Annotated in this window: 15 protein-coding genes; 1 reads left to right on the plus strand and 14 read right to left on the minus strand. The window is 61.5% G+C overall.

Going from position 1 to position 19,719, the window contains the following annotated elements; translation table 11 throughout:
• Positions 1-125: 125 nt before the first annotated feature.
• The 11 genes from Q4Q11_RS09880 to Q4Q11_RS09930 all read right to left on the minus strand — a co-directional run bounded on the left by Q4Q11_RS09880 (position 126) and on the right by Q4Q11_RS09930 (position 14,933).
• Complete coding sequence (locus Q4Q11_RS09880; protein ID WP_498569385.1) at positions 126-1,490, minus strand: amidase; 1,365 nt, start codon at positions 1,488-1,490, stop codon at positions 126-128.
• A 189-nt stretch (positions 1,491-1,679) separates the two neighbouring features.
• Complete coding sequence (locus tag Q4Q11_RS09885) at positions 1,680-3,413, minus strand: pilus assembly protein TadG-related protein (protein WP_498569386.1); 1,734 nt, start codon at positions 3,411-3,413, stop codon at positions 1,680-1,682.
• Positions 3,413-3,835 (minus strand): TadE/TadG family type IV pilus assembly protein, encoded by a 423-nt coding sequence (locus Q4Q11_RS09890; protein WP_112513056.1) that lies wholly within the window; start codon positions 3,833-3,835, stop codon positions 3,413-3,415. Before Q4Q11_RS09890 ends, Q4Q11_RS09885 begins: the two co-directional genes overlap by 1 nt.
• A gap of 330 nt (positions 3,836-4,165) precedes the next feature.
• Complete coding sequence (locus Q4Q11_RS09895) at positions 4,166-4,375, minus strand: hypothetical protein (protein ID WP_498569387.1); 210 nt, start codon at positions 4,373-4,375, stop codon at positions 4,166-4,168.
• 73 nt (positions 4,376-4,448) lie between these two features.
• Complete coding sequence (locus tag Q4Q11_RS09900) at positions 4,449-5,249, minus strand: ABC transporter permease (RefSeq protein ID WP_498569388.1); 801 nt, start codon at positions 5,247-5,249, stop codon at positions 4,449-4,451.
• Positions 5,246-6,100: an ABC transporter permease gene (locus Q4Q11_RS09905; protein ID WP_113216897.1), complete on the minus strand. Its 855-nt coding sequence runs from the start codon at positions 6,098-6,100 to the stop codon at positions 5,246-5,248. The genes Q4Q11_RS09900 and Q4Q11_RS09905 overlap by 4 nt, the downstream gene beginning before the upstream one ends.
• 92 nt (positions 6,101-6,192) lie before the next feature.
• The gene (locus tag Q4Q11_RS09910; protein ID WP_112513060.1) at positions 6,193-7,365 is read right to left on the minus strand and encodes a substrate-binding domain-containing protein; all 1,173 of its coding nucleotides are present in this window, start codon (positions 7,363-7,365) and stop codon (positions 6,193-6,195) included.
• A gap of 49 nt (positions 7,366-7,414) precedes the next feature.
• Positions 7,415-8,512 carry an ABC transporter ATP-binding protein gene (locus Q4Q11_RS09915; protein WP_498569389.1) on the minus strand — a complete coding sequence of 366 codons (1,098 nt, stop codon included), beginning with the start codon at positions 8,510-8,512 and terminating at the stop codon, positions 7,415-7,417.
• A 1-nt stretch (position 8,513) separates the two neighbouring features.
• Complete coding sequence (locus Q4Q11_RS09920; protein WP_498569390.1) at positions 8,514-10,577, minus strand: hydantoinase/oxoprolinase family protein; 2,064 nt, start codon at positions 10,575-10,577, stop codon at positions 8,514-8,516.
• Positions 10,574-12,253, minus strand: a complete 1,680-nt coding sequence (locus Q4Q11_RS09925; RefSeq protein WP_498569391.1) for a hydantoinase B/oxoprolinase family protein — start codon at positions 12,251-12,253, stop codon at positions 10,574-10,576. Before Q4Q11_RS09925 ends, Q4Q11_RS09920 begins: the two co-directional genes overlap by 4 nt.
• Before the next feature lie 112 nt (positions 12,254-12,365).
• Positions 12,366-14,933 (minus strand): LuxR C-terminal-related transcriptional regulator, encoded by a 2,568-nt coding sequence (locus tag Q4Q11_RS09930; protein WP_498569392.1) that lies wholly within the window; start codon positions 14,931-14,933, stop codon positions 12,366-12,368.
• A gap of 433 nt (positions 14,934-15,366) precedes the next feature.
• Between Q4Q11_RS09930 and Q4Q11_RS09935 the strand changes: the two genes are divergently transcribed.
• Positions 15,367-16,695, plus strand: a complete 1,329-nt coding sequence (locus tag Q4Q11_RS09935; RefSeq protein ID WP_498569393.1) for a peptidoglycan L,D-endopeptidase MepK — start codon at positions 15,367-15,369, stop codon at positions 16,693-16,695.
• Positions 16,696-16,703: 8 nt separating this feature from the next.
• Here Q4Q11_RS09935 and Q4Q11_RS09940 read toward each other — a convergent pair whose 3' ends face one another.
• Genes Q4Q11_RS09940 through Q4Q11_RS09950 form a run of 3 tightly spaced genes read right to left on the minus strand, consistent with a single transcriptional unit; the run spans position 16,704 to position 19,522 of the window.
• Positions 16,704-17,468 carry an ABC transporter ATP-binding protein gene (locus Q4Q11_RS09940; protein WP_498569394.1) on the minus strand — a complete coding sequence of 255 codons (765 nt, stop codon included), beginning with the start codon at positions 17,466-17,468 and terminating at the stop codon, positions 16,704-16,706.
• Positions 17,465-18,502: a FecCD family ABC transporter permease gene (locus Q4Q11_RS09945; protein WP_498569395.1), complete on the minus strand. Its 1,038-nt coding sequence runs from the start codon at positions 18,500-18,502 to the stop codon at positions 17,465-17,467. The genes Q4Q11_RS09940 and Q4Q11_RS09945 overlap by 4 nt, the downstream gene beginning before the upstream one ends.
• Positions 18,503-18,505: 3 nt before the next feature.
• Positions 18,506-19,522, minus strand: a complete 1,017-nt coding sequence (locus Q4Q11_RS09950) for an ABC transporter substrate-binding protein (RefSeq protein ID WP_498569396.1) — start codon at positions 19,520-19,522, stop codon at positions 18,506-18,508.
• Positions 19,523-19,719 lie beyond the last annotated feature (197 nt).

Consider the following 19,719-nt stretch of genomic DNA (forward strand, 5'->3'; position numbering starts at 1 on the left):
GCCTCAAGTGGTTGAAGGCCCCTCGAGCGGTTCAGTTTTTCACGGAATCTCTGAACCACTCTATCTCTTTGTTTTCACGCAATCCCGGACGAAAAACCGCTGGCGCAACTTTTCCTGGAATTGCTTTATCCGGCGACGATTTCCTCGAGCGCCAGCGCGGCCCCCAGCAGCCGTTCGTCTTGGTTCTTCGGAGCCGACAGCAGGAATCCGACCGGCATGCCGGCTTCACCCGCGCCGCAAGGAAGAGACACACCGCACCAATCGAAGAAATTGCCGATCGCCGTATTGCGCAGCGTCCTGCCGTTGACCTTCCCGAACAGTTCGTCATCGGCCTCGAGTGGCGCAAGTGCCGGCGCGACATGGGCAACCGTCGGATAAGCGATGAATTCGTTCGGCCCAAGCATTCCGGCAGCCTGCTTGATCAGCTGCTCACGCACTTTGAGGGTTTCCAGATAGCCGACCAAACTGATCTTCTCGCCAAGGCGCAGCCGCGCCACGACCCGCCGGTCCATGGCTTCGGCCTCCGGCCCGGCCAGCCGGCGGTGATGCAGCGCGAAGGCTTCGGCGGTTGCCAGCGGCCCGTGCTCGGCCATCACCTCAAAGAGCCGCGCGAAAGCCGGAAAGACGGCCCGGCGTATCTTGACGCCGGCGGCACTTAAGCGAGCAAGCGCCACCTCGAAGGCAGCAACGACACCGTCCTCTGCGTGATCCATGACGACATTCGTCGGCACCACGATGGAAAGCCCGGCGGGTTCGGCGCGCTCGGCTTCCGGCGCAAAACGCCCGCGCAACGCGGCATCGACCCAGATGGCATCCTGGACGCTGCGGCACAAGGGACCAAGCGAGTCGAGACTGGCCGCCAATGGAAAGACGCCAGCCATGCTGTAGCGGCCGTGGCTTGCCTTGTAACCGACAAGGCCATTGAAGGCGGAAGGTATGCGCACGGAGCCGCCGGTATCGGTGCCGATCGACACTGGCACGAGACCTGCGGCAACCGCCACGGCGGAACCGGAAGACGAGCCGCCAGGAATCCGCGCGACGTCGAAGGCCAGCGGATTGTGCGGCGTGCCGTAGTGAGGATTGAGGCCGAGGCCGGAAAAGGCGAATTCGGTCATATTGACCCGGCCGATGGCAACCATGCCGGCCGCCTTCAGCGCCGTGACGACATCGGCGTCATCTTGCGCAGGCTCTGCATCCGCAAGCACGATAGACCCGGCCGTGGTCGGCAGGCCGGCAATGGCAAACAGGTCCTTCCAGGCAACGGGAATGCCATCCAGCAGCCCGCGCGAGCGCCCCTCGCGCAGCCGCCGCGAGGAGGCCGCGGCCTCCTCCTTGGCCCGCGTCTCCAAAAGCCGCGTGAAGATCGCCTGATCCTTATGCGTCCGGATCGCATCGAGGCTCTCCTCGGCGAGCGCGACCGGATCAAGGCGACCGGACTGAATCAGGACCGAGAGCTGCGCGATGGATTTACCGAGATGTGTCTGTGCCATAGGCCCTGCTCTCCTCTTCAGCCGGCAAGCTGCATCCAGCGGCGCACCGGATGATTGTACTCATCCATTGTCGTATTCCGGACGGCAATGCAATCGGCGTGCTGCCAGGGGACAAGGCACGCCGGCCTTTTGCGCCGACGTCATCGACATTGGACCAAGCGCAACGGTACAAGCGCTATTGTACAAACGCTACTGTACCAGCACGGGCTGCATGCAGCGTGCGTCGGTCACCTGGATGTCGGCCTGTCCGACACCGACGCCGAGAAGACCGAGCAGATTGTAGAGAAGCTGATCGATGGGTGTCGTCACGGCGGAAAGTGTATTGGCGACAGCTCCCAGAACCGCGCTCGGCGTACCGATGGTCAGGATGAGCACCTGGACGCTGATATTGGCATTTTTCAGGAGCGATTGGACGGCCGATGTCAGGATAGTGCTTGTCGATACGGTCTTGACGGTGCCGGCGGAAATTTCCGACGGCTGAAAGTTCACCCGCGTCGGGCTCATGTTGGCGATGTCGATCTGAGCGCTTGCGACCACTTTCAAGGGCAAGGAATCGATGATAGCCGCCGGCGTGACCCGCGGCTTGGAGCCGAAATTCACGAAGGCCGAGGTATCGACATCTCCCAGATCGATCTCCGCAACGCCCGGCACGGCATCTATCCCGACGACGGCATTCGGCGTGCTGCCGCCCACGCAGGTGATCGAGGCAAGCTTGGCTTCGGCGGGCGCAATCTCGATATAAAGCGGCACTCTGATCTTCAATCCCGCGAGCAGCGACAGGCCGGTGACCGCCACTTCGATCGCCGCGCGAACCTGCGGCGTGCGGACGATGGTACCCGGTGCCCCCACGGCAGCAGCCGGTGTCTGCTGGGCAATCTCGCCGATCGCAAGCGTCATCTTCGCCGTTGCGACGCCGGGAACCGAGGTTCCGAGATCGAGCGCGATCTGCCTTTGCTGATTGGCAGCCATTGCGGTCGCGGAGATCAGGTTCATGACGCTCGTAGTGGCGGTCAGATTGGGCGCAGTCCCGACGACATCCGTACCCAGCGGCCCCAGATTGAGAATGTCCTGCAGCTTGACGGTAAGGCTTGTGGTGCCGAGTGCCGAGCCCAGATTGTTGATGATGGCGACGACTGCCGGAGAAAGATTGGACGATTTGCCGAGCGCACCGAGAATCTTGTCGTAGGTGACATCGGTCGCAAGCAGCTGATTATAGCTGACGCCCGTGAGCTTGAGATCGGTTGCCAGCAGATTGAGGAAGCTCAGGAGGTTGACGTTGGCGCTGACGAGCGACTGGTAATCCACCAGCTTCAGGGAAATCTGCGTGCCGAGAAGAGAGCCCAAGAGCTGGTTGAGAATACCGCCATTGAGGCTCGCCAGCCGTGATCCGACGGAGAATGCCGCCACGCGCTGGCTGGAGGCGGTACCCGTGGCGCTCAAGGTCGGCGCAGTGGCAAAGGCGGAGGCGAATGGCATCACCGCCTTTTGCGTCAGCGTTACCTTGACGGAATCATAAGGGGAACTCCCCGTGGAAAAGCGATTTTCGGGCGCGATCGACGTGTCGGCGGTGTAGGTTCCCAGCACCAGACTGCCCAAGGTTTCATATTGGTCATGATTGTCTGCCGAGACCGTGATCAGTCCGCCGGTCGTCAGGTAACCGCTATCCGACGCGACGGCGGCTGTCGTTCCGTTGCTCTGCAGATTGGACAGAAGTGCGCCCGGAGCATTCGCAATATCGGAGGCAGCCGTGATCGCGCCTATGTCGCTGAGCTGCTGCAAGCGCCGCTGCTGCAGGGTCATCATGCCATAATCGATGCCGAGGCCGAGGCAATAGAGGATCAGAGGAGACGCAAGTGCGGTGGTGACGGCGACGTTTCCCCGCCTGTCCCGCAGACAGGCAAGCCGACCGAAAAGTCCCTTCATCAGAGACCTCCGAGGCGAATGGTCGAATAGCGGCGGATGGTTTGATCCGGCATTGCGAAAGTGTAGAGGTTCCAGATCGGAAGATCCGACGCGTCATAGCTGGCGCTGACCGTGAACTGATTGGCGTTGGCCGGATCGGTGGCGACGGTTATCGTCAATTTGCTCTTGTTGATGAAAGCATCGTTGATCGTCGAATTCGTGACGAAGTTCTGCACCAGCTGGCTTCGCTCATCCGCCGATATCCCGGCGACCGCCGTGCGGGCGGCATCGGCCGTCAATTGCTGCAGCGAATGAGCGGCGGTGAGATAGATGCCGAAGGCAACCAGCGTGAGAAGCAGAAGGAAGAAAAGCGGCGCGATCAAAGCGAATTCGACCGCTGCAGCCCCCTCCCGCGCCCTGTTGAATTGAGAAACACGATACATGGTCCTGTCTCCTTCAATTGCCCGTCATCTGCGCGATGACGGGTTGGGAGACCTTAGGCTTCGGATATTAATTTTATATTTCTAAATAATATATCTTCTAATATTATTACATATTAAAGATATTGAATACTTGATGAAACCACTGTTGTACTGAACAATATCCATCGTGAATCGTGACTTACGGAAGTTCGCTGAACAGGAATTGCGTACTCTGGCACATTGCACCCTCTCTTGCGCCTGACGGAGATGCTGCCTCTCGGGGCTTCTCCTTTTCAACCGGAATGCGCAGGCGCCGACGGACCTGGACGCCAAATTCCGTACGGCGACCATCTACTTCTTCTTCGGCACCTGATCCCAGCCACCCTGGACGTTTCTTACAAAGCGGCAATTTCCCTTATAGTAGGTAACGATACCAGAACGATCCACCTTGATCGATGTCGGCAGCGATTGCGCGGCCATTTTCAGCCGCTCGACCATGTCAAGCGCCTCCTGCCTCTTTCCGGCGCGGATCAACGCCATCAGCTTCGATTCCTGTTTCATCCTCTATACTCCCGTTGATGGAGGTCCAAGGGCGGGCAGAATTTGCGGCTCGTCAGTCCTATTCGCATATCGATCACCTCGCTCGGCGTTGCATGAGCAGCGAACGCAGTGCCACGGCCACTACGCAGACGCTGGAAATAAGGAGGATTGCGCCCGACATCGCATAGATCGTCGGCGAGGCGCCGGAATTCATCTTGCCGAACAGCACCACCGGCAACGTGTTCTGGCGGCCGGACAGATAGAAGGCGCGTGTGAACTCGTTGAGTGACAGGAGAAACGAAAAGATGAAGGCACTGATGAGGCCAGGCCGGATCAATGGCAGGGTGATATCGAGGAATTGCCGGAAGCGGCCAGCACCGAGATCGGCCGCCGCCATCAGGTAAGTCCGCTTCACCGCGGCAAAGCTCGTCAGGATGACGATGAAGGCAAAGGGCATCGCCCATAGAAGATGGCCGGCAATGACGGTCAAGGCCGATGCTTTCACGCCGACGCGGCTGATGACGGTCGAAAGCGCCAACCCCTGGATGACACCCGGCACGAACATCGGCAGCAGCACGGTCAAAAACCACAGGCTGCGTCCTCGGTGGAGCTCGCGATGGGCCAGCGCCGCGCCCAGCGACAGCAGCGTCGCGATGACCGCCGTTGCAAGCGCAATGGCGATCGATTGGCCGAGCGCCGCCACGAGCGCGCTTTCCGAGCCGAGCGAGAGATACCATTTCAGGGTAATGTCCGAAAAATGCGGCAGTCCCGGCTGCAGCGCCGGATTGAACGAGACGCCGAGCAGATAGAGCGGCGGCGCATAGATCACGACGAGGCCGATGACGGTCAGCGTCCAGATGACGATGCGCGGGGTCGTTCCTTCCCTGACGATCATTGGCCGCGCTCCTCGAACAGCGAGGAGAGGCCGAACAAGGCATCCCCGATCAGCACCAGCCCGAAGACGATGACGAGCATGAGCGTCGAAATCGCAAAAGCGAGCGGAAAATTGGCGACCCGCATGACGTCGTTGATCATCACGGACACGATCGATGCGCCCGCGCCGCCGAGCATCTGCACCTCCGTCGACGATCCGGCAACCATGACGAAGACGAACAGGAATCCGGCAAAGACGCCGGAATAGGTCAGCGGCAGCAGCACGGTGCGCACCATCGTCCAGAACCCGGCGCCGAGATCGCGCGATGCCGCCAGCGCGATCGGATCGACACGGCGCATGGAGAGCAGGATGGGGAAGGTCGCAAATGGCAGATAGGAGGCGACTAGTCCGACGATGACGGCAAAATCGCTGAACAGCAGCCAGTCGAGCGGCGCATCGGTGATGCCGGCCTGCTGGAGAAGCGTGTTGATGACGCCGGTGCGGCCAAGCAGCAGCCGCCAGGAAAAGGAGCGGATGAGATAGGAGGTGAAAAATGGGATGGTCAGCAGGGCCGCGAGCAAAACCGATAGCCGGCGCCCGGCCAGAAAATACATCGCATAGGCGGTGGGATAGGCGATCGCAAGGCAAACGGCCGATGTCAGAAACGCCTTGCCGAGGGTGGACAGGAACACGCTCCAGCGCCCGGCCTCCAGGATGGCGCCATAGGCTGCAACACTGAACTCCGGCTTGATCCAATAGGTCGCAGGATCCCAGGCACAAAAGCTCCAGACCACGACCAGGACGAGCGGCGCAAGGCCAAGCGCGAGGATCGCCGCAAGCGGAGCAGCCAGCAATAGAACCGGTGTCTTCATGGTCTGATCCTCCTTTTCTCGGCGTTGATCCCATCGGCTGGGGGCCGGCCCGTCCTTCGACAGGTGCGCCAGCCCCGGTCCATCGCGTCACGTCAGGCGTTGCGCAGCTTTTGCCACCATTCTTCGTAGAGTTGGAAATTGTCCGGCCGGCAATTCTGCCAATAGACCTTTCCGGAGAACTTCGCCTTCACATGGTCGGCAAGCTTGGCGACATCGTCGGCTTTGTATTCGTCCGGATGGGCCTTGGCATAAGCAAGGTTGTTGTCGGATGGCACGAGATAGCCGCGCGCCTTGCCCAGCTCGCAGCCATAGAGGCCGGCAAGCAGTGCATTGACGAATTTGTGGGCAGCGTCGGCCTTGCCGCGCTCTGCGGCACCCTTGAGCAGAACGGTGTTGTTGCCCCAGCCTTCGTAACCTTCGACGGGTGCGGCATACTCCACCTGAAGCCCGCGCTTGCGTCCTTCATAGACGATCGGCTCCCAGCCAGTCATGGCATCGACTTCTTCGTTCGCCACCAGCTGCACGCCCTGTTCCCAGCCGTTCCAGAAGGTACGGAACTGGCCGTCCTTCTTGTGCTTGATCAGGAATTCCATGACCAGGCCGAGCTCGGACTCCGTCAGGTTACCCGGTTCCTTGATCGGCTTGTTCTCTGCTTCCTTCAGATAGATGGCGGTAAAGATGGCGCTGTTGATCCAGGCATCTTCCATCGCAACCCGGCCCTTGAGCTTCGGATCGAAGATGACCCCATAGCTGTCGACCTTGCCGAGCTTGTCGGGGCGATAGATGATGGAGTCGGCATTGACGACGGTCGGAATGCCGTACTGCTTGCCCTCGTAGGTCAAAGTCGGGATGTCCTTGGCCCATTGCCAGAGGCCGGCAAAATTCGGGATTTTGGAAACGTCCCAGGCGGCGATCAGCCCTTGCTTGGCAAGCTCCCGTTCGGCGCCGCCCTGAAAGCCGCCGACGTCGAAGAGATCGTTGGCATTGCCGGCAGCAAGGCGTGCGACCACAGGGCCGACGTCGTTGCCGTTGTCGGTGAATTCGGGAGCAACGCCGTTCTGGCGCGCAAATTCCTGCCACTTGTCGCCGATATCGAGTGTCGCAGTCGCCCAGAACGCAACCGACGCCTCATCGGCCATGACGCTCGTTGCGCCAAGCCCACCGAGAGATAGCGCGGCCGCGCCCGCGCCCATCAGCTTGAGCATGTCACGGCGCTGCATATTGCTCCTCAAGGCGGAGGAGGCGAAATCGTTATTCTTGTTCATCGCGTCATTCCCTTCCCTCATTTTTCGCTTGTTTCAGCCATTTCGGGTTCTACTCATCGCCTGCAGCCAAGGCCGGTATTCCGGAACGATCAATCAAGAGTGCAGCACCCGGCTTCAGACGCACGCGCACGCTTTCGCCCGGCAAGGGCGGAGTTGCGTCCGCGCTGGTCGTTAGCACCACACGCTGGCTGTCGGCGAAAGCGAGCGTAACGTCATGGCTCAATCCGCGATAGATGTTTTCGACAACCCTAAGTTCAATTATTTCCGCCGCTTCAACGGAAGCCGGGATAAGCTCGATTCGGTCGGGACGGATCGCGACGAGAGCATCTGAGGACGGTGCGGCTCCCGAAAAACTCGCGCTCATCTGCTGCCCGGCAATCGTGACGACGGCCGTGTCGCCGGAAATCGAAATTCTTTCAGGCTTGAGGAGCGTATCGATGCCGATAAAACGGGCCACGAAAGCATTGGCCGGCGCTTCGAAGAAGCGTGCCGGCACATCGGTCTGCTCGATCCGCCCCTTGTGCATCACCGCCATGCGATCGGAGAGGCTGAGCGCCTCGTCCTGATTGTGGGTGACGAGAATGAAGGTAGCGCCGGTGCGTTTGTGCAGCCGACCGAATTCGTTGCGCATCTGCTGGCGCAGCCGTTCGTCAAGCCCGGTCAGAGGTTCGTCGAGCAGGAGGATGCCCGGCTCCATGACGAGCGCGCGGGCAAGAGCAACGCGCTGCCGCTGGCCGCCTGAAAGAAGGTTGACGTCGCGATCCGCAAAACCGGAAAGCTCGACCAGATCCAGAGCACCCTCGACGCTGATCTTCAGCGCAGCGCCGGAGAGCCCGCGCAGCTTCAGCCCGTAGCCGACATTCTGCGCGACGTTCATGTGCGGGAAGAGCCCGAGCGACTGGAAGACTGTGTTGACCGGACGGCGATTGGCCGAAATATCGGCCATATCCTTTCCGTCAAAAAGAACGCGGCCCGAAGTGGGTTTGTCGAAGCCTCCGATCAGCTTCAACAGCGAACTCTTGCCGCAACCGGACGAGCCGAGCAGCGTGAAGAACTCTCCTGCCCTGATGTCGAGCGTCACGTCGTCAACGGCACGCATCGGCCCGTAACTTCTGACGATATGGTCGAGACCGATCGCTATCGCCATATCAGACGCGGCTCCCATCGCGTTCGCGGATGAGCAGCAGGCCTTCTTCGCTCACCTCAAGCTCCTGTCCGGCAACCACCAGCGATGTCGCGGTCGCCTCTTCGACGATCAACGGACCGGCGATCTTCTGCAAAGAAGGCAGTTTTGCGCGTTCGTATACCGGACAGGATACCCAACCCGCCGTCCCGCCGAAATAGACCTCGCGACGGGCCTTGAAGGCTGCATCCAGCGAGCGCCCGGTGCCATCGAGTTTCGGGATGGCGATGACCGGGCCGTGAAGCACTGCCTCCAGGTGGATCATGGTGATCTCCATCGGCGAGTTGCGAAGGCAGAAAGTATAGGCGCGCTCATGCACCGCATGGAACCGTTCGGCGAAACTCTCGACATCGTCATCGAGCTCGAACAGCGCGAACACGCCATGCTCCTGACCGCGATAGCGAGCCTCGACACGGCAGGTATAGCGGATCTCCGCAGCATCCCCCTTGGCGAAATAGGCAACCGCATCGCGCTTCAGCTCCTCGAAACGGTGCTTCAGGCCGCTGACCGCCTCCGGCGCGAGGGGCGAGAACCAGGTGCCGCGGAAATCGGCGCGCGGCTCCGCCGCCAGCATCCCCCAAGCGGAAAAGATGCCGGGATGCGGCGGAACGACGGTCACTTTCACACCGAGATCGCGGCCGAGGCGAGCGGCAAGCGCAGGTCCGGCGCCGCCGGAGATGACGAAGGCGGCGTCGCGCGGATCATGGCCACGCTGGACGGTGACGAGCTTCAACGCGTTGATCATCGACGCATGGGCAATCTCGACGATGGCGAGTGCGGCATCTTCAACCGAAAGGCCAAGCGGTTCGGCAACGCTTGCAATGGCGGCGGCAGCCTTGCCCTTGTCGAGCCGCATCTGCCCGCCGGCAAAGCTTGCCGGATCGAAAACGCCGAGCGTCAGCAGCGCATCGGAAAGCGTCGGCCTGGTCCCGCCGCGCCCGTAGCAGGCTGGGCCTGGGGTCGAACCGGCGCTTTCCGGTCCGACGCAAAGCGCGCCGCGCTCGTCGATGCGGGCGATGGAACCGCCGCCCGCGCCGATCTCAACGATGTCGACGACCGGCACCTGCACAGGATAGCCGGGGGCGATGCGGGTATGTTCGAGCTTGTATTCGCTGTCGAGCGTCGGGCGGCTGTCATGTATCAAGGAGCATTTTGCCGTCGTACCGCCGACATCGAGCGAAAGCACTTCCGATTCGCCAAGGACGCTGCCGATGCGCGCGGCACCCGCCACGCCACCGGCGGGGCCGGATTCGACGAGCGTCAGTGGGCTCATCTGCGCTTGATCGAAGGTGGAGATGCCGCCGTTCGATTGCATGGCATAATAGGGGCATGTGAGATCGCGCTCGGTCAGGGCGCGTTCCAGCCGCGCGAAGTACCGCTTGATGATCGGTTGCACATAGGCGTTGAGCACGGCCGTATTGGATCGCTCATATTCCCGCCATTGACGGGAAACCTCGTGGCTGGCGCAAACGGTGACATGCGGCATCGCTTCGGCAAGCGCCTTCGCGCAGGCGATCTCATGCTCGGGATTGACGTAGCTGTGCAGGAAAACGACCGCAACCGCATCTACCTTGCGCGCACGGCACTCCCGGATGATAGGCTCGATGTCGCCGAGTTCGATGGGTGCCAGCACCCGGCCTTTGGCGTCCATGCGTTCGCGCACTTCGAAACGAAGGCTGCGCGGCACAAAAGGTTCGGGGCTTCTGAACTGGAGATTGTAGAGGTCGGGGCGGTTGCCGCGGCCGATTTCCAGCACGTCGCGAAAACCGGCCGTGGTCACGAGCGCCGTGCGGACGCCCTTGCGCTCGGTAATGGCATTGATGACGGTCGTTCCGCCATGCGCGAAAAAGATCACATCGCGCGTCGAAAGCCCATCCTTCTTCTCGGCAAGTTCGATCGCGGTCAGGACGCCCTCGGACTGATCGTGAACGGTCGTCAGGCTCTTGGCGGTAAAGATCTCGCCGGTGCGCTCATCATAACCGACGAGGTCGGTAAAGGTACCGCCCACATCCGTCGCCAGTCTGATCATCCCGCCATCCTCTCTTCATATCCATAGAGGCTGCGCGCCACCTCCTCGGTGATGTAACCGTCTTCAACGTCCCGGCGGACCCGCTCCTGCTCGCGGGCACGCGGGTCACCCCAGCCACCGCCGCCGCCCGTGATGATCCGCACGAGATCGCCACGGTTCAGCGCGATATGCGGCTCGCGGCGGAAATTGCTGATCTTGCCGCCGCCCTCTTCCACCTGCAGGAGGTTGATGCTGCCGGACCTGCCGCATTCGATCCCCCAGGGAGGCGTATCGGTTCGCCCGAAGCTGCAATAGGCCGATGCGCCGTCTCCAACGATCTCATAGTCGCGGATGACGCCGAAGCCGCCGCGGCGGCGGCCGGCGCCCGATCCTCCCTCGACGTTGAGCGCATAGCGGCGCACAAGCAGAGGAAAGCGCGCCTCTATGACCTCGACGGAATAATTGTAGGTATCGCCATCGGTCAGCGCGATCAACGCATTGGCACCGTCACCATCCCTGCTCGCACCCCAACCGCCATGCTGCGGCTCGATATGGATGAACGGCTGTCCGGCCGCATCCTTGCCGGCGATATAGACGACACAAAGGCTCGTATAGGAGCCGGCAGAAAAGCGCTCGGGCATGAGCTTGGCAAGAGCCTTCCAGACGAGTTCGGAGGCGTGCACGGAGCCCTCGTAGTACCAGCCCGTCGGAGAGGGTTTCTCGGCGGTGAAAATCGAACCCTTCGGCGCGATGACGGTGAGCGGCCGAAACCAGCCCTCGTTGGAGGGTGCCTGCGGCGCCACCAGCGCTTTGAAGATGGTGCGTACAGCCGATTGAAGCGCACCCGCCGCGCAATTGATCGGGCCTGCCACCGCTGGCGGGCAGCCGGTGAAATCCGCTGTCAGGCGATCGCCTGCGATCGTGACAGCCACCCTGACGGCGATAGGGTCGGTTGTGACGCCATCTCCGTCGACAATGTCGGTCGCCTCATAGGTTCCGTCGGGCAGAGCGGCAATGGCTGCTCGCGCCTGTCTCTCGCTCACCGACAGTAGGTGATCGAATGCGGCTTCCACGACATGGCTGCCATATTTGCGGGCAAGTTCGCTCATGCGGCGGGCAGCGACGCGGACGGTCGCCACCTGTGCCGTCAGATCGCCGATGGCAATCTCGGGCAGGCGGACATTTTCACGGATGATACGCAGAACTTCACCCGAGAAGCGATCGCTGCGCGCTACCTTAACGCCCGGCAGCCTCAATCCTTCCTGGAAAACCGAGACGGCGTTCGGCGCAAGCGAACCGGGAACGGACCCGCCGACATCGAGATAATGGGCGACGTTGATGGCATAGGCCAGAATCCGGCCCTCGAAGAAGATTGGCTTGACGATGGCAAAATCGCAGGCATGCGTGCCGCCGGAATAAGGGTCGTTCGTCAGCAGAATGTCGCCGTCTTCCAGATCGTCGCCGTAAAGGTCGAGCAGCGACTTGACCTGGGTCCCGAAGGTGCCGGTGAACAGGGTGATGCCATTCATCTGGGCGACCAGCTGCCCGTCGCGCGTCAACAGCCCGCAGGCGAAATCGAGCACCTCGTAGATCACCGGGCTCATGGAGGTCCGCGCCATGACGACACCCATCTCATCGACGGTCGCTGCCACCTTGCCCTCGATGATCTCCTGGGTCACAGGATCGACGATGCTCACGAATCCACCCTCATTATTATATTCGCACGAGCGCAGATTAGGGCTTTTTTCTCTCGCCGAAAGCCTCTGCGATGGGTGGGTGGGAATGGCAAAACCCACCCGTTCGGGTAGGCTAGCGATTAAAAATGCCCTTTTGACGCGCTGCCATTACAGCCGCCGTCCGTGTCGAGACATTGAGCTTGGCAAAGATATTGCGCAGATGGAATTTGATCGTGTTGTCGGAAAGCGCCAGCATCCGGCCGATTTCCTTGTTGGACAGCCCCGAACTCAGCAACTCCAGTACCATGCGTTCCCGGCCGGTAAAGGTGGATCCGCCAGCGTCCGCAGCAGCCTCCGGTGTCGTTTCGGTACTCGCAAACAGCAATTGAAGACGTTTGCGGATGATGTTCGCCACGCTTGGATGATTGGCGAGCGCGCGAAGTTCCGCAAGCCCTGCCGCATGATCGAGAGGGAGCGACGCACGGTAGTCATCGAGAGGCATCGTCAGCACGAGATCGGAAAGACGGGCGGCGGCAAGATCCGTCCGGCCCTCGGCGACCAAAATCCCCATCTCGATGAGCGCAAGCTCGATCGTACGCGGAACGTGCGGACGCTCGGCCTGACGCGTTCTGAATTGATCGAAGACCTCCCGCGCCTTCGACCCCTCGCCGAGCGCCAGATAGGCACGCGTCCAGAAGATCGCCGGGGTCGTGCCGCGCAAATGAATGGAGAGCTGGTTGGCGCGGTCGGAACGGATCGCGGAGGCACCAAAACCATTGGCCTCGGCATGACGGACGGCCTGATCGAGATCGCCCGATGCCATGAGCAGCATGGCGCGCTCGCCATCGATCAGACGCGCCAGCCGATCGAAGCCGCGCCGCCGCGCCACCGCGCGAATGCGATCCATGGCGGCGTGGGCGGCAAGCAGGTCGCCGCGCATCCGCAAGACGCGCTGTTCGGCCATGAAGCCGGCGGCAAGAAGATCGAACCAGGTGTCGTGAAGCTCGAGATGCGGCAATGCCCATCCGAGTATCTCCGCTGCGGCCTCCGCCTCACCGCGCATCGACAGAACCTCGGCCTTCAACACCTGTCCGACGGCATCAAGATCGCTGCCAGGGCCGATATTGGTCTGTGCTTCGCAGATCAGCTCCTCATAAGCCGCCAAAGCGCTTGCGCAATCGCCGGAGAGAAAGAACGCCTGGCCGATGTGGGTGTAGAGATGCATGGCGCCGAAATCGGCGCCCCCGTCGCGAAAGGCGCGAAGAGCCAGATGACCGTAGTGCAGCGCCCGGTCGAGTTCGCTGCGGATCAGGAAATTGTAGGAAAGCATATTGAGCGCCAGCGCGCGGTGAATGAGCTCCATCCCGTCCGGCTGCCGCAGGTCGTCTTCGAGCGCGGAAAGATCGGCCGCACTTGCCCAATGATCCGTGTATAGCGCCAAAAGAATACGCACGACACGCAGATCCTTTGCCAAGATCGGGTCGGTAGCCGCCGAACGCTCGGCAATAGCGAGATAGTGGTTGGCCGCGGCAAGCTGCGCCGCCTTGGCATTGAAGATCGAGAGCCCGAGCGTCGCAAGCGGGAAGCGGCTAAGGTCGATCTCCGAGGCTCGCCCGCTCAAGGCCTGAAAAAGCGTCGCGCCGCCGCGTGTGGTGGCATAGACGCGCCGCCACCCTCCTGCGGTCTCCACGATGCGCGCCGCAAGATCGGCATCATCCGCCGAAAGGGCATGATGGACCGCGCGATCTATATCGCCACGAGCCTCGAACCAGAGTGCTGCACGGTTTAATGCCTGCTTGGGATCGACACCTCTGAGGCCCGCGGTCTTCTTGAGGAATTCGTTGAAAACCGGATGGAACCGCATCCAGTTGCCGGGTCCGGCAAGCAAGGTGACCGGAAGCGCATATTCGCCCAGCCGCTGACATAAATCCGCACGCTCCCCGCTTTCCAGAACGACCTCGAGCAGCGAATGATTGAAGGCCGGCAGCGCAGCGGTATCGATCAGAAACCGGCGAATGTCTTCGGGCAGATGTTCAAACACCTGCTCGGAGAGATAGGAGCCCATATCGACGTCGCCGCCATCGAAGGAAGCCAGAATGGCATCGCTTTCTTCCGACTCCGATATCAGCAAGCTCACCATCTGCAGCGCGACGGCCCAGCCCTCCGTACGGCGATTGAAGGAGCCGACCTGCTCATCGGTCAGATGGGCGCCCTTGCCGGCAAACAATTGTCCCGCCTCGGCATCGGAAAAGCCGAGCTCGGCAACGCCAAACTGCTTGAACTCTCCACGAAGACGCAATGCCGAAAGCGGAAACCGCGGCGGACTGCGGCTGACCAGGATCAGCTTGACATGCTCCAGCGATGGATCGGCGAGGATCTTCGCCATCAGCGCCTCGGTCGCATCCGTCTGGGCAAAATGATAGTCGTCGAGGAAGATGACGAGCGGCCCCTCGATTTTGCGCAGGCGCGTCCCAAGCACGGAAAGCAGCGCTGCCGCCGGCAGATTGCCGGCATCGGCGCCGTCCTCGTCCAGAAGCGTCTGCAGGGCATCGATCAAGACGAGCAGGAACGCTTCCTGGTTCGTATGCTCGGCGTCGAGCGACACCCAGCACAGCTTGATTCCGTCCTCCTTCAGCAACTCGTACCATTGGACGGCAACCGAGGTCTTGCCATAGCCGGCCGGTGCGACGATGGTCGTCAAGCGGCGCAGCCCGGCACGCCGGAGCTGCCGCAACAGTTCACTACGCTTGATGGTTTGCCGTCCGTTATACGGAGGAGCAAATCGATTCTGTCCACTCATGGCGCGGGATGATGCTGTCTCGGCAGGCAGTTTGCAACCCGCGAGAAAACGTTTGCAAGGCCGGTTAAATCTTTATTTTTCCTGAAGGGCTCTTATCGTGCCATAGGCTACCCGAGCCCTCGCTAAGATTGCAAGGACGATCAAGAGCCTCACCGCAGGTTCGGAGCCGCCACGAAATCGTCGCGCCTACCCTTCACCGGACCGGCCCCTATCGCACAGCCCGCGCCATAAACCGTCCGTTAGGATTTTGTTGACCATAATCCGAGGTATAGCGATGCCGCAAGCGCGGCACCTCTGATCTCCCTCCCCGTTAGCAAGGGCGAAAGTCGTATTCATGCATCAAGCGATCTTCTCCATCCCGGCGGCAAGCTTCGCCATGATCTCCTCCTTCGTCGCTTGCCGCGTGGCATTGATCGCAATCCTGGTCCTCGGCGCCTTTGCCGGCTCCGCCGCAGCCGAGGATCGGGCGCTCAAGCTCTTTTTCACGCATACCGGCGAAAGAGCGACCATCGTCTTCAAGCGCGGCGGCAAATATGACCCGCGAGGTCTCGCCCAGATCAATCGTTTCCTACGCGACTGGAGAAAGAACGAACCGACCAGGATCGATCCGGAACTGCTCGACCTCGTCTGGGAAGTCTATCGCCGCAGCGGCGCACGCGAGACCATTCATGTCGTCTCGGCCTATCGCTCTCCCTCGACCAACGGCATGCTGCGCAACCGCTCGCGCAGCTCCGGCGTCGCCAAGCACAGCCAGCACACGCTCGGCAAGGCGATGGATTTCTATATTCCGGGCGTGAAACTTGCGAGCCTGCGCGCAATCGCCATGCAGATGCAGATCGGCGGCGTCGGCTTCTATCCCACTTCCGGCTCGCCCTTCGTGCATCTGGATGTCGGCAGGGTCCGCGCATGGCCGAGGATGTCGCGCCAGGAACTTGCGCGGCTTTTCCCGAATGGGCAGACGCTTCATATGCCGGCCGACGGCAGACCGCTGCCGGGCTACGAAATGGCGGTTGCGCAATCGAAGAAGCGTCCGTCTCTTGCGGCAAGCAAGATCGCAGCCGTCGCGGACGACGATGATGATGCCGGATCGGCCAGCTCTCTTCGCGATGATACGCCGGACAGCACTCTGCTTACCAGCATGCTGCCGGCACCGAGAAGCCGCACCTTGAACGGGCTGGAGCTTCAGCTCGGCAAACAAGTGGCCGAGGAAAATATGGCCCAGCCCTTCCCCGACCTTGCAGCCTATGCCATTCCATTGCCGGCGTGGCGGCCGACCAGCAGCATCGCCGTCATCCCGACGGCCGTTCCAGAAAGGCCCGCTTCTGCCGTGCTGGCAAGCCTGGTGGTCGGATGCAACGATGCCGGCAGACTGGTCGTCGCAGAACACGCGAAAAATGCGGGTGACAGCGCCATGGCGAAGATGCAGCCGATGGCGGATCTCCCGTCCTCCGCTGCGCAGGAAATCTCAAGGGGTGTCGCAGCCATGCCGACCCATGCCATCGTCGCCTGGGCTCTGCGGCCGCCGGGCATGACGGTCGGCATGACGGTTCCGAGCCTCGTCAGCGTACCCATTCCGATGCATGACGACATGGCGGAGGCCCAGGCCGGAGACGCGTACGATGGTGATGACTTCGATGTCGAACGGTTCGGCTTCGAAGGCTGAATTGCATTTCAATCCGTCATGTATTGAATGTTGCAGCGGCCGTGCACCGAAGACTTCTGGACATGCGCGCGCACGGCGAAAACCTGTCTGATCAGCTCCTGCGTCAGCACCTCTTCCGGCGGCCCGGCCGCAACGACCTCGCCATTTTGTAGCACCGCAAGGCTGTCGCAGAACATGGCCGCCAGGTTGAGATCGTGCAATGCGACGATCGAGGTGACGTCGAGCCTGGAGACAAGACCGAGAATGTCGAGCTGATGCTGGATATCGAGGTGATTTGTCGGCTCGTCGAGCAGCAGCTCGCTCGGGGTCTGGGCAAGCGCCCTTGCGATGTGAACCCGCTGCCGCTCTCCGCCCGATAAGGTCTGCCATAGCTGCCCCGCGCGGCCATGCATGCCGACGCGGGCAAGTGCCTCCGAAACCGCCTTATCGTCGTGCACGCTCCAGGCCGACAGGGCACCGCGATGCGGCGTGCGGCCGAGACGCACGACGTCCATTACTGTGACCTGGGTGTCGGTCGTCGCCTGCTGTTCGACGAGCGCGATGCGGCGGGCAATGTCACCGCGCGAGATCGAGGCTATGTCGCTGCCGCCGAGCCGGATCACTCCGCTTTTCACCTTCCGCAAGCGGCAGATCAACCGCAGCAGGCTGGATTTGCCCGAACCGTTCGGTCCGAGAAGGCCGAGAACCTTGCCCTTTTCCACCGCCAGGCTGACGCCGTTGACGATCAGACTATCGCCAGCAGCAAACGTCACTGCGTCGACCGCGATGCTCATGCAGTCCTCCGGGCGCGATAAAGAATGATGGCGAAGGCCGGTGCCCCGAACAGGGCGGTGACGACGCCGATCGGCAGGATCTGCTGGGGAATGATGACCCGCGAGATGATATCGGCAGCGACCATGAAGATGGCGCCGGCCAAGGCAGCAGCCGGCAGCAGCCGATCGTGGCTGGGGCCTACCACGAAACGGGCGGCATGCGGGATGACAAGCCCGACAAAGCCGATCGAGCCGACGATACTGACGACGGCTGCGGTCATGAAAGCCGTCATGCCGAGCAGGACGATCTGCGCGCGTCTGACGGCGATGCCGAGCGAGGCTGCCGCATCCGTGCCGAAGATGAAGGCGTCGAGCACGCGGACATGCGCCATGCAGACGATAAAGCCGATGATGGCGACCGGCCCGGAAAGATAGACATCCGACCAGCGCACGCCGCTCAGGGAGCCGAGCAGCCAGAACATGACCCCTCTTGCCTGCTCGGCATTGGCCGAGGTGGTGACGATATAGGAGGTGAGCGCATTGAAGAGCTGCGAACCGGCGACGCCGCATAGAATGATGCGCTCGCTCGTGCCGCCGACGCCGGCGGCAAGCAGGCCGACGAACAGAAAGGCTGCGACCGCGCCGAGAAAGGCGCCGCCGGAAAGGCCCAGGACTCCGTCGCCGAGCCCGAGGATCATGATGCAGACCGCTCCGGTCGAAGCGCCTGCCGAAATGCCCAGCACATAGGGTTCGGCAAGCGGATTGCGCAGCAATGCCTGCAAAACCACGCCACTCAAGGCGAGCGAGGCGCCGGTGCTCGCGGCGACGAGCGCCCGGCTCAGCCGATAGTCCCAAACGATGCCTTGATGGATCAGACTGAGTTCGAAACTCGTCCCGAACAGCCGGTTCGAGACAGCCTTCACGGTCGTCGACAGCGGGATCGAAATCTCGCCGATCGACACCGCAAGGCTGATCATGAAGGCCAGAATGACGACAGCAGCCAAGGCGAGCGCCAAAAGCGCCCTCCACGTCCGGCGTTCTGCAGCGAGGCTCATATCTTATCGCGCCAGGCCGAAGGACTTGATGCCCTTGGCCAGTATTTCGATGCCGTCGATGGTGCGGATCGTCGGGTTCATCGACTGCGCATCCATCATGACGAAATGCTTGTCCCTGACGGCATCGAGCCGGCTCGTGACCGGATCTTTCTCAAGGAAATCGAGCTTGACCTTCGGATCGTCGGCCGCATAGCGGCGGCGATCCATGCTGGCGATGACGATCACGGCGGGATTGGCCTGGGCGATCGTCTCCCATCCGACCAGCGGCCATTCGTCTTCGGTCGTGACGACATTCCTGGCGCCGAGCGTCTTCAGAATATAGGCCGGTGCGCTGTTCTTGCCGGCGATGAAGGCATCGCCGCTGACCTCCTTGCTGGAGTACCAGAACACGATCGGAAGATCCTTGGCCCTTGCACCTGCAATCGAGGCGACCGCCTGCGCCTCGCGCTTCTTCAGGTCCGCAATCAATGCATCGCCACGATCCCTGACGTCAAAGATCTGCGCAAGCTCGTCTATTTCCTGATAGACCAGGTCCATCGTGAAAAGCTCCTTGCGGACGCCGTCGCCCCCATCGGTATTGACCTTGGCGACGCAATCGGTCGGAGCGACGTAGGTATTGATGCCGAGTTCGGAAAACTGCTGGCGGTTGCCGACCGAGCCCTGTGCGCCGACATGCCATTCGAATTCGGCGGCGACGAGATCCGGTTCCTTGCCGACAACCGATTCGAAGCTCGGATCGTTGTCGGCAAGCCGCGGGATCTTGCTGTTGGCTTCAGCATATTGCGGCAGGACCGGGCCGACCCACACGGCCGTCCCGGCGATCTTGTCGGCAAGACCGAGTGAGAAGAGGATTTCGGTCATGCCCTGCCCGATCGAAACGATCTTTGCAGGCGCTTTCTGGAAGGCAACCTTCTGGCCGCAATTGTTGATGATAAGGGGATACTGTGTTGCGGCGAAGCTTGTCGCGGCAAACCCGGTCAGCCCAAGTGCAAATGTAACGGTCGTCAAAAAATGGCGCATGAAAGATCTCGACAGGACAAGGAAACTGGGCGGGTCAGCGCGATTGCGCAGACAAAGGCCGCCGCCGGTTGCGAAGATCCCAATCAAGGCCGATAGAGGTCGGGTCGTGTCGAAGGCTCAGGTCAATCATTCTCTGTCCCTTCCGGGCATCCCCGCCCGGCTGATTGGATCGTGATCGACGGCAGGTCTCCTGGCTT

This window comes from Rhizobium sp. UFLA01-1127, assembly GCF_059803845.1.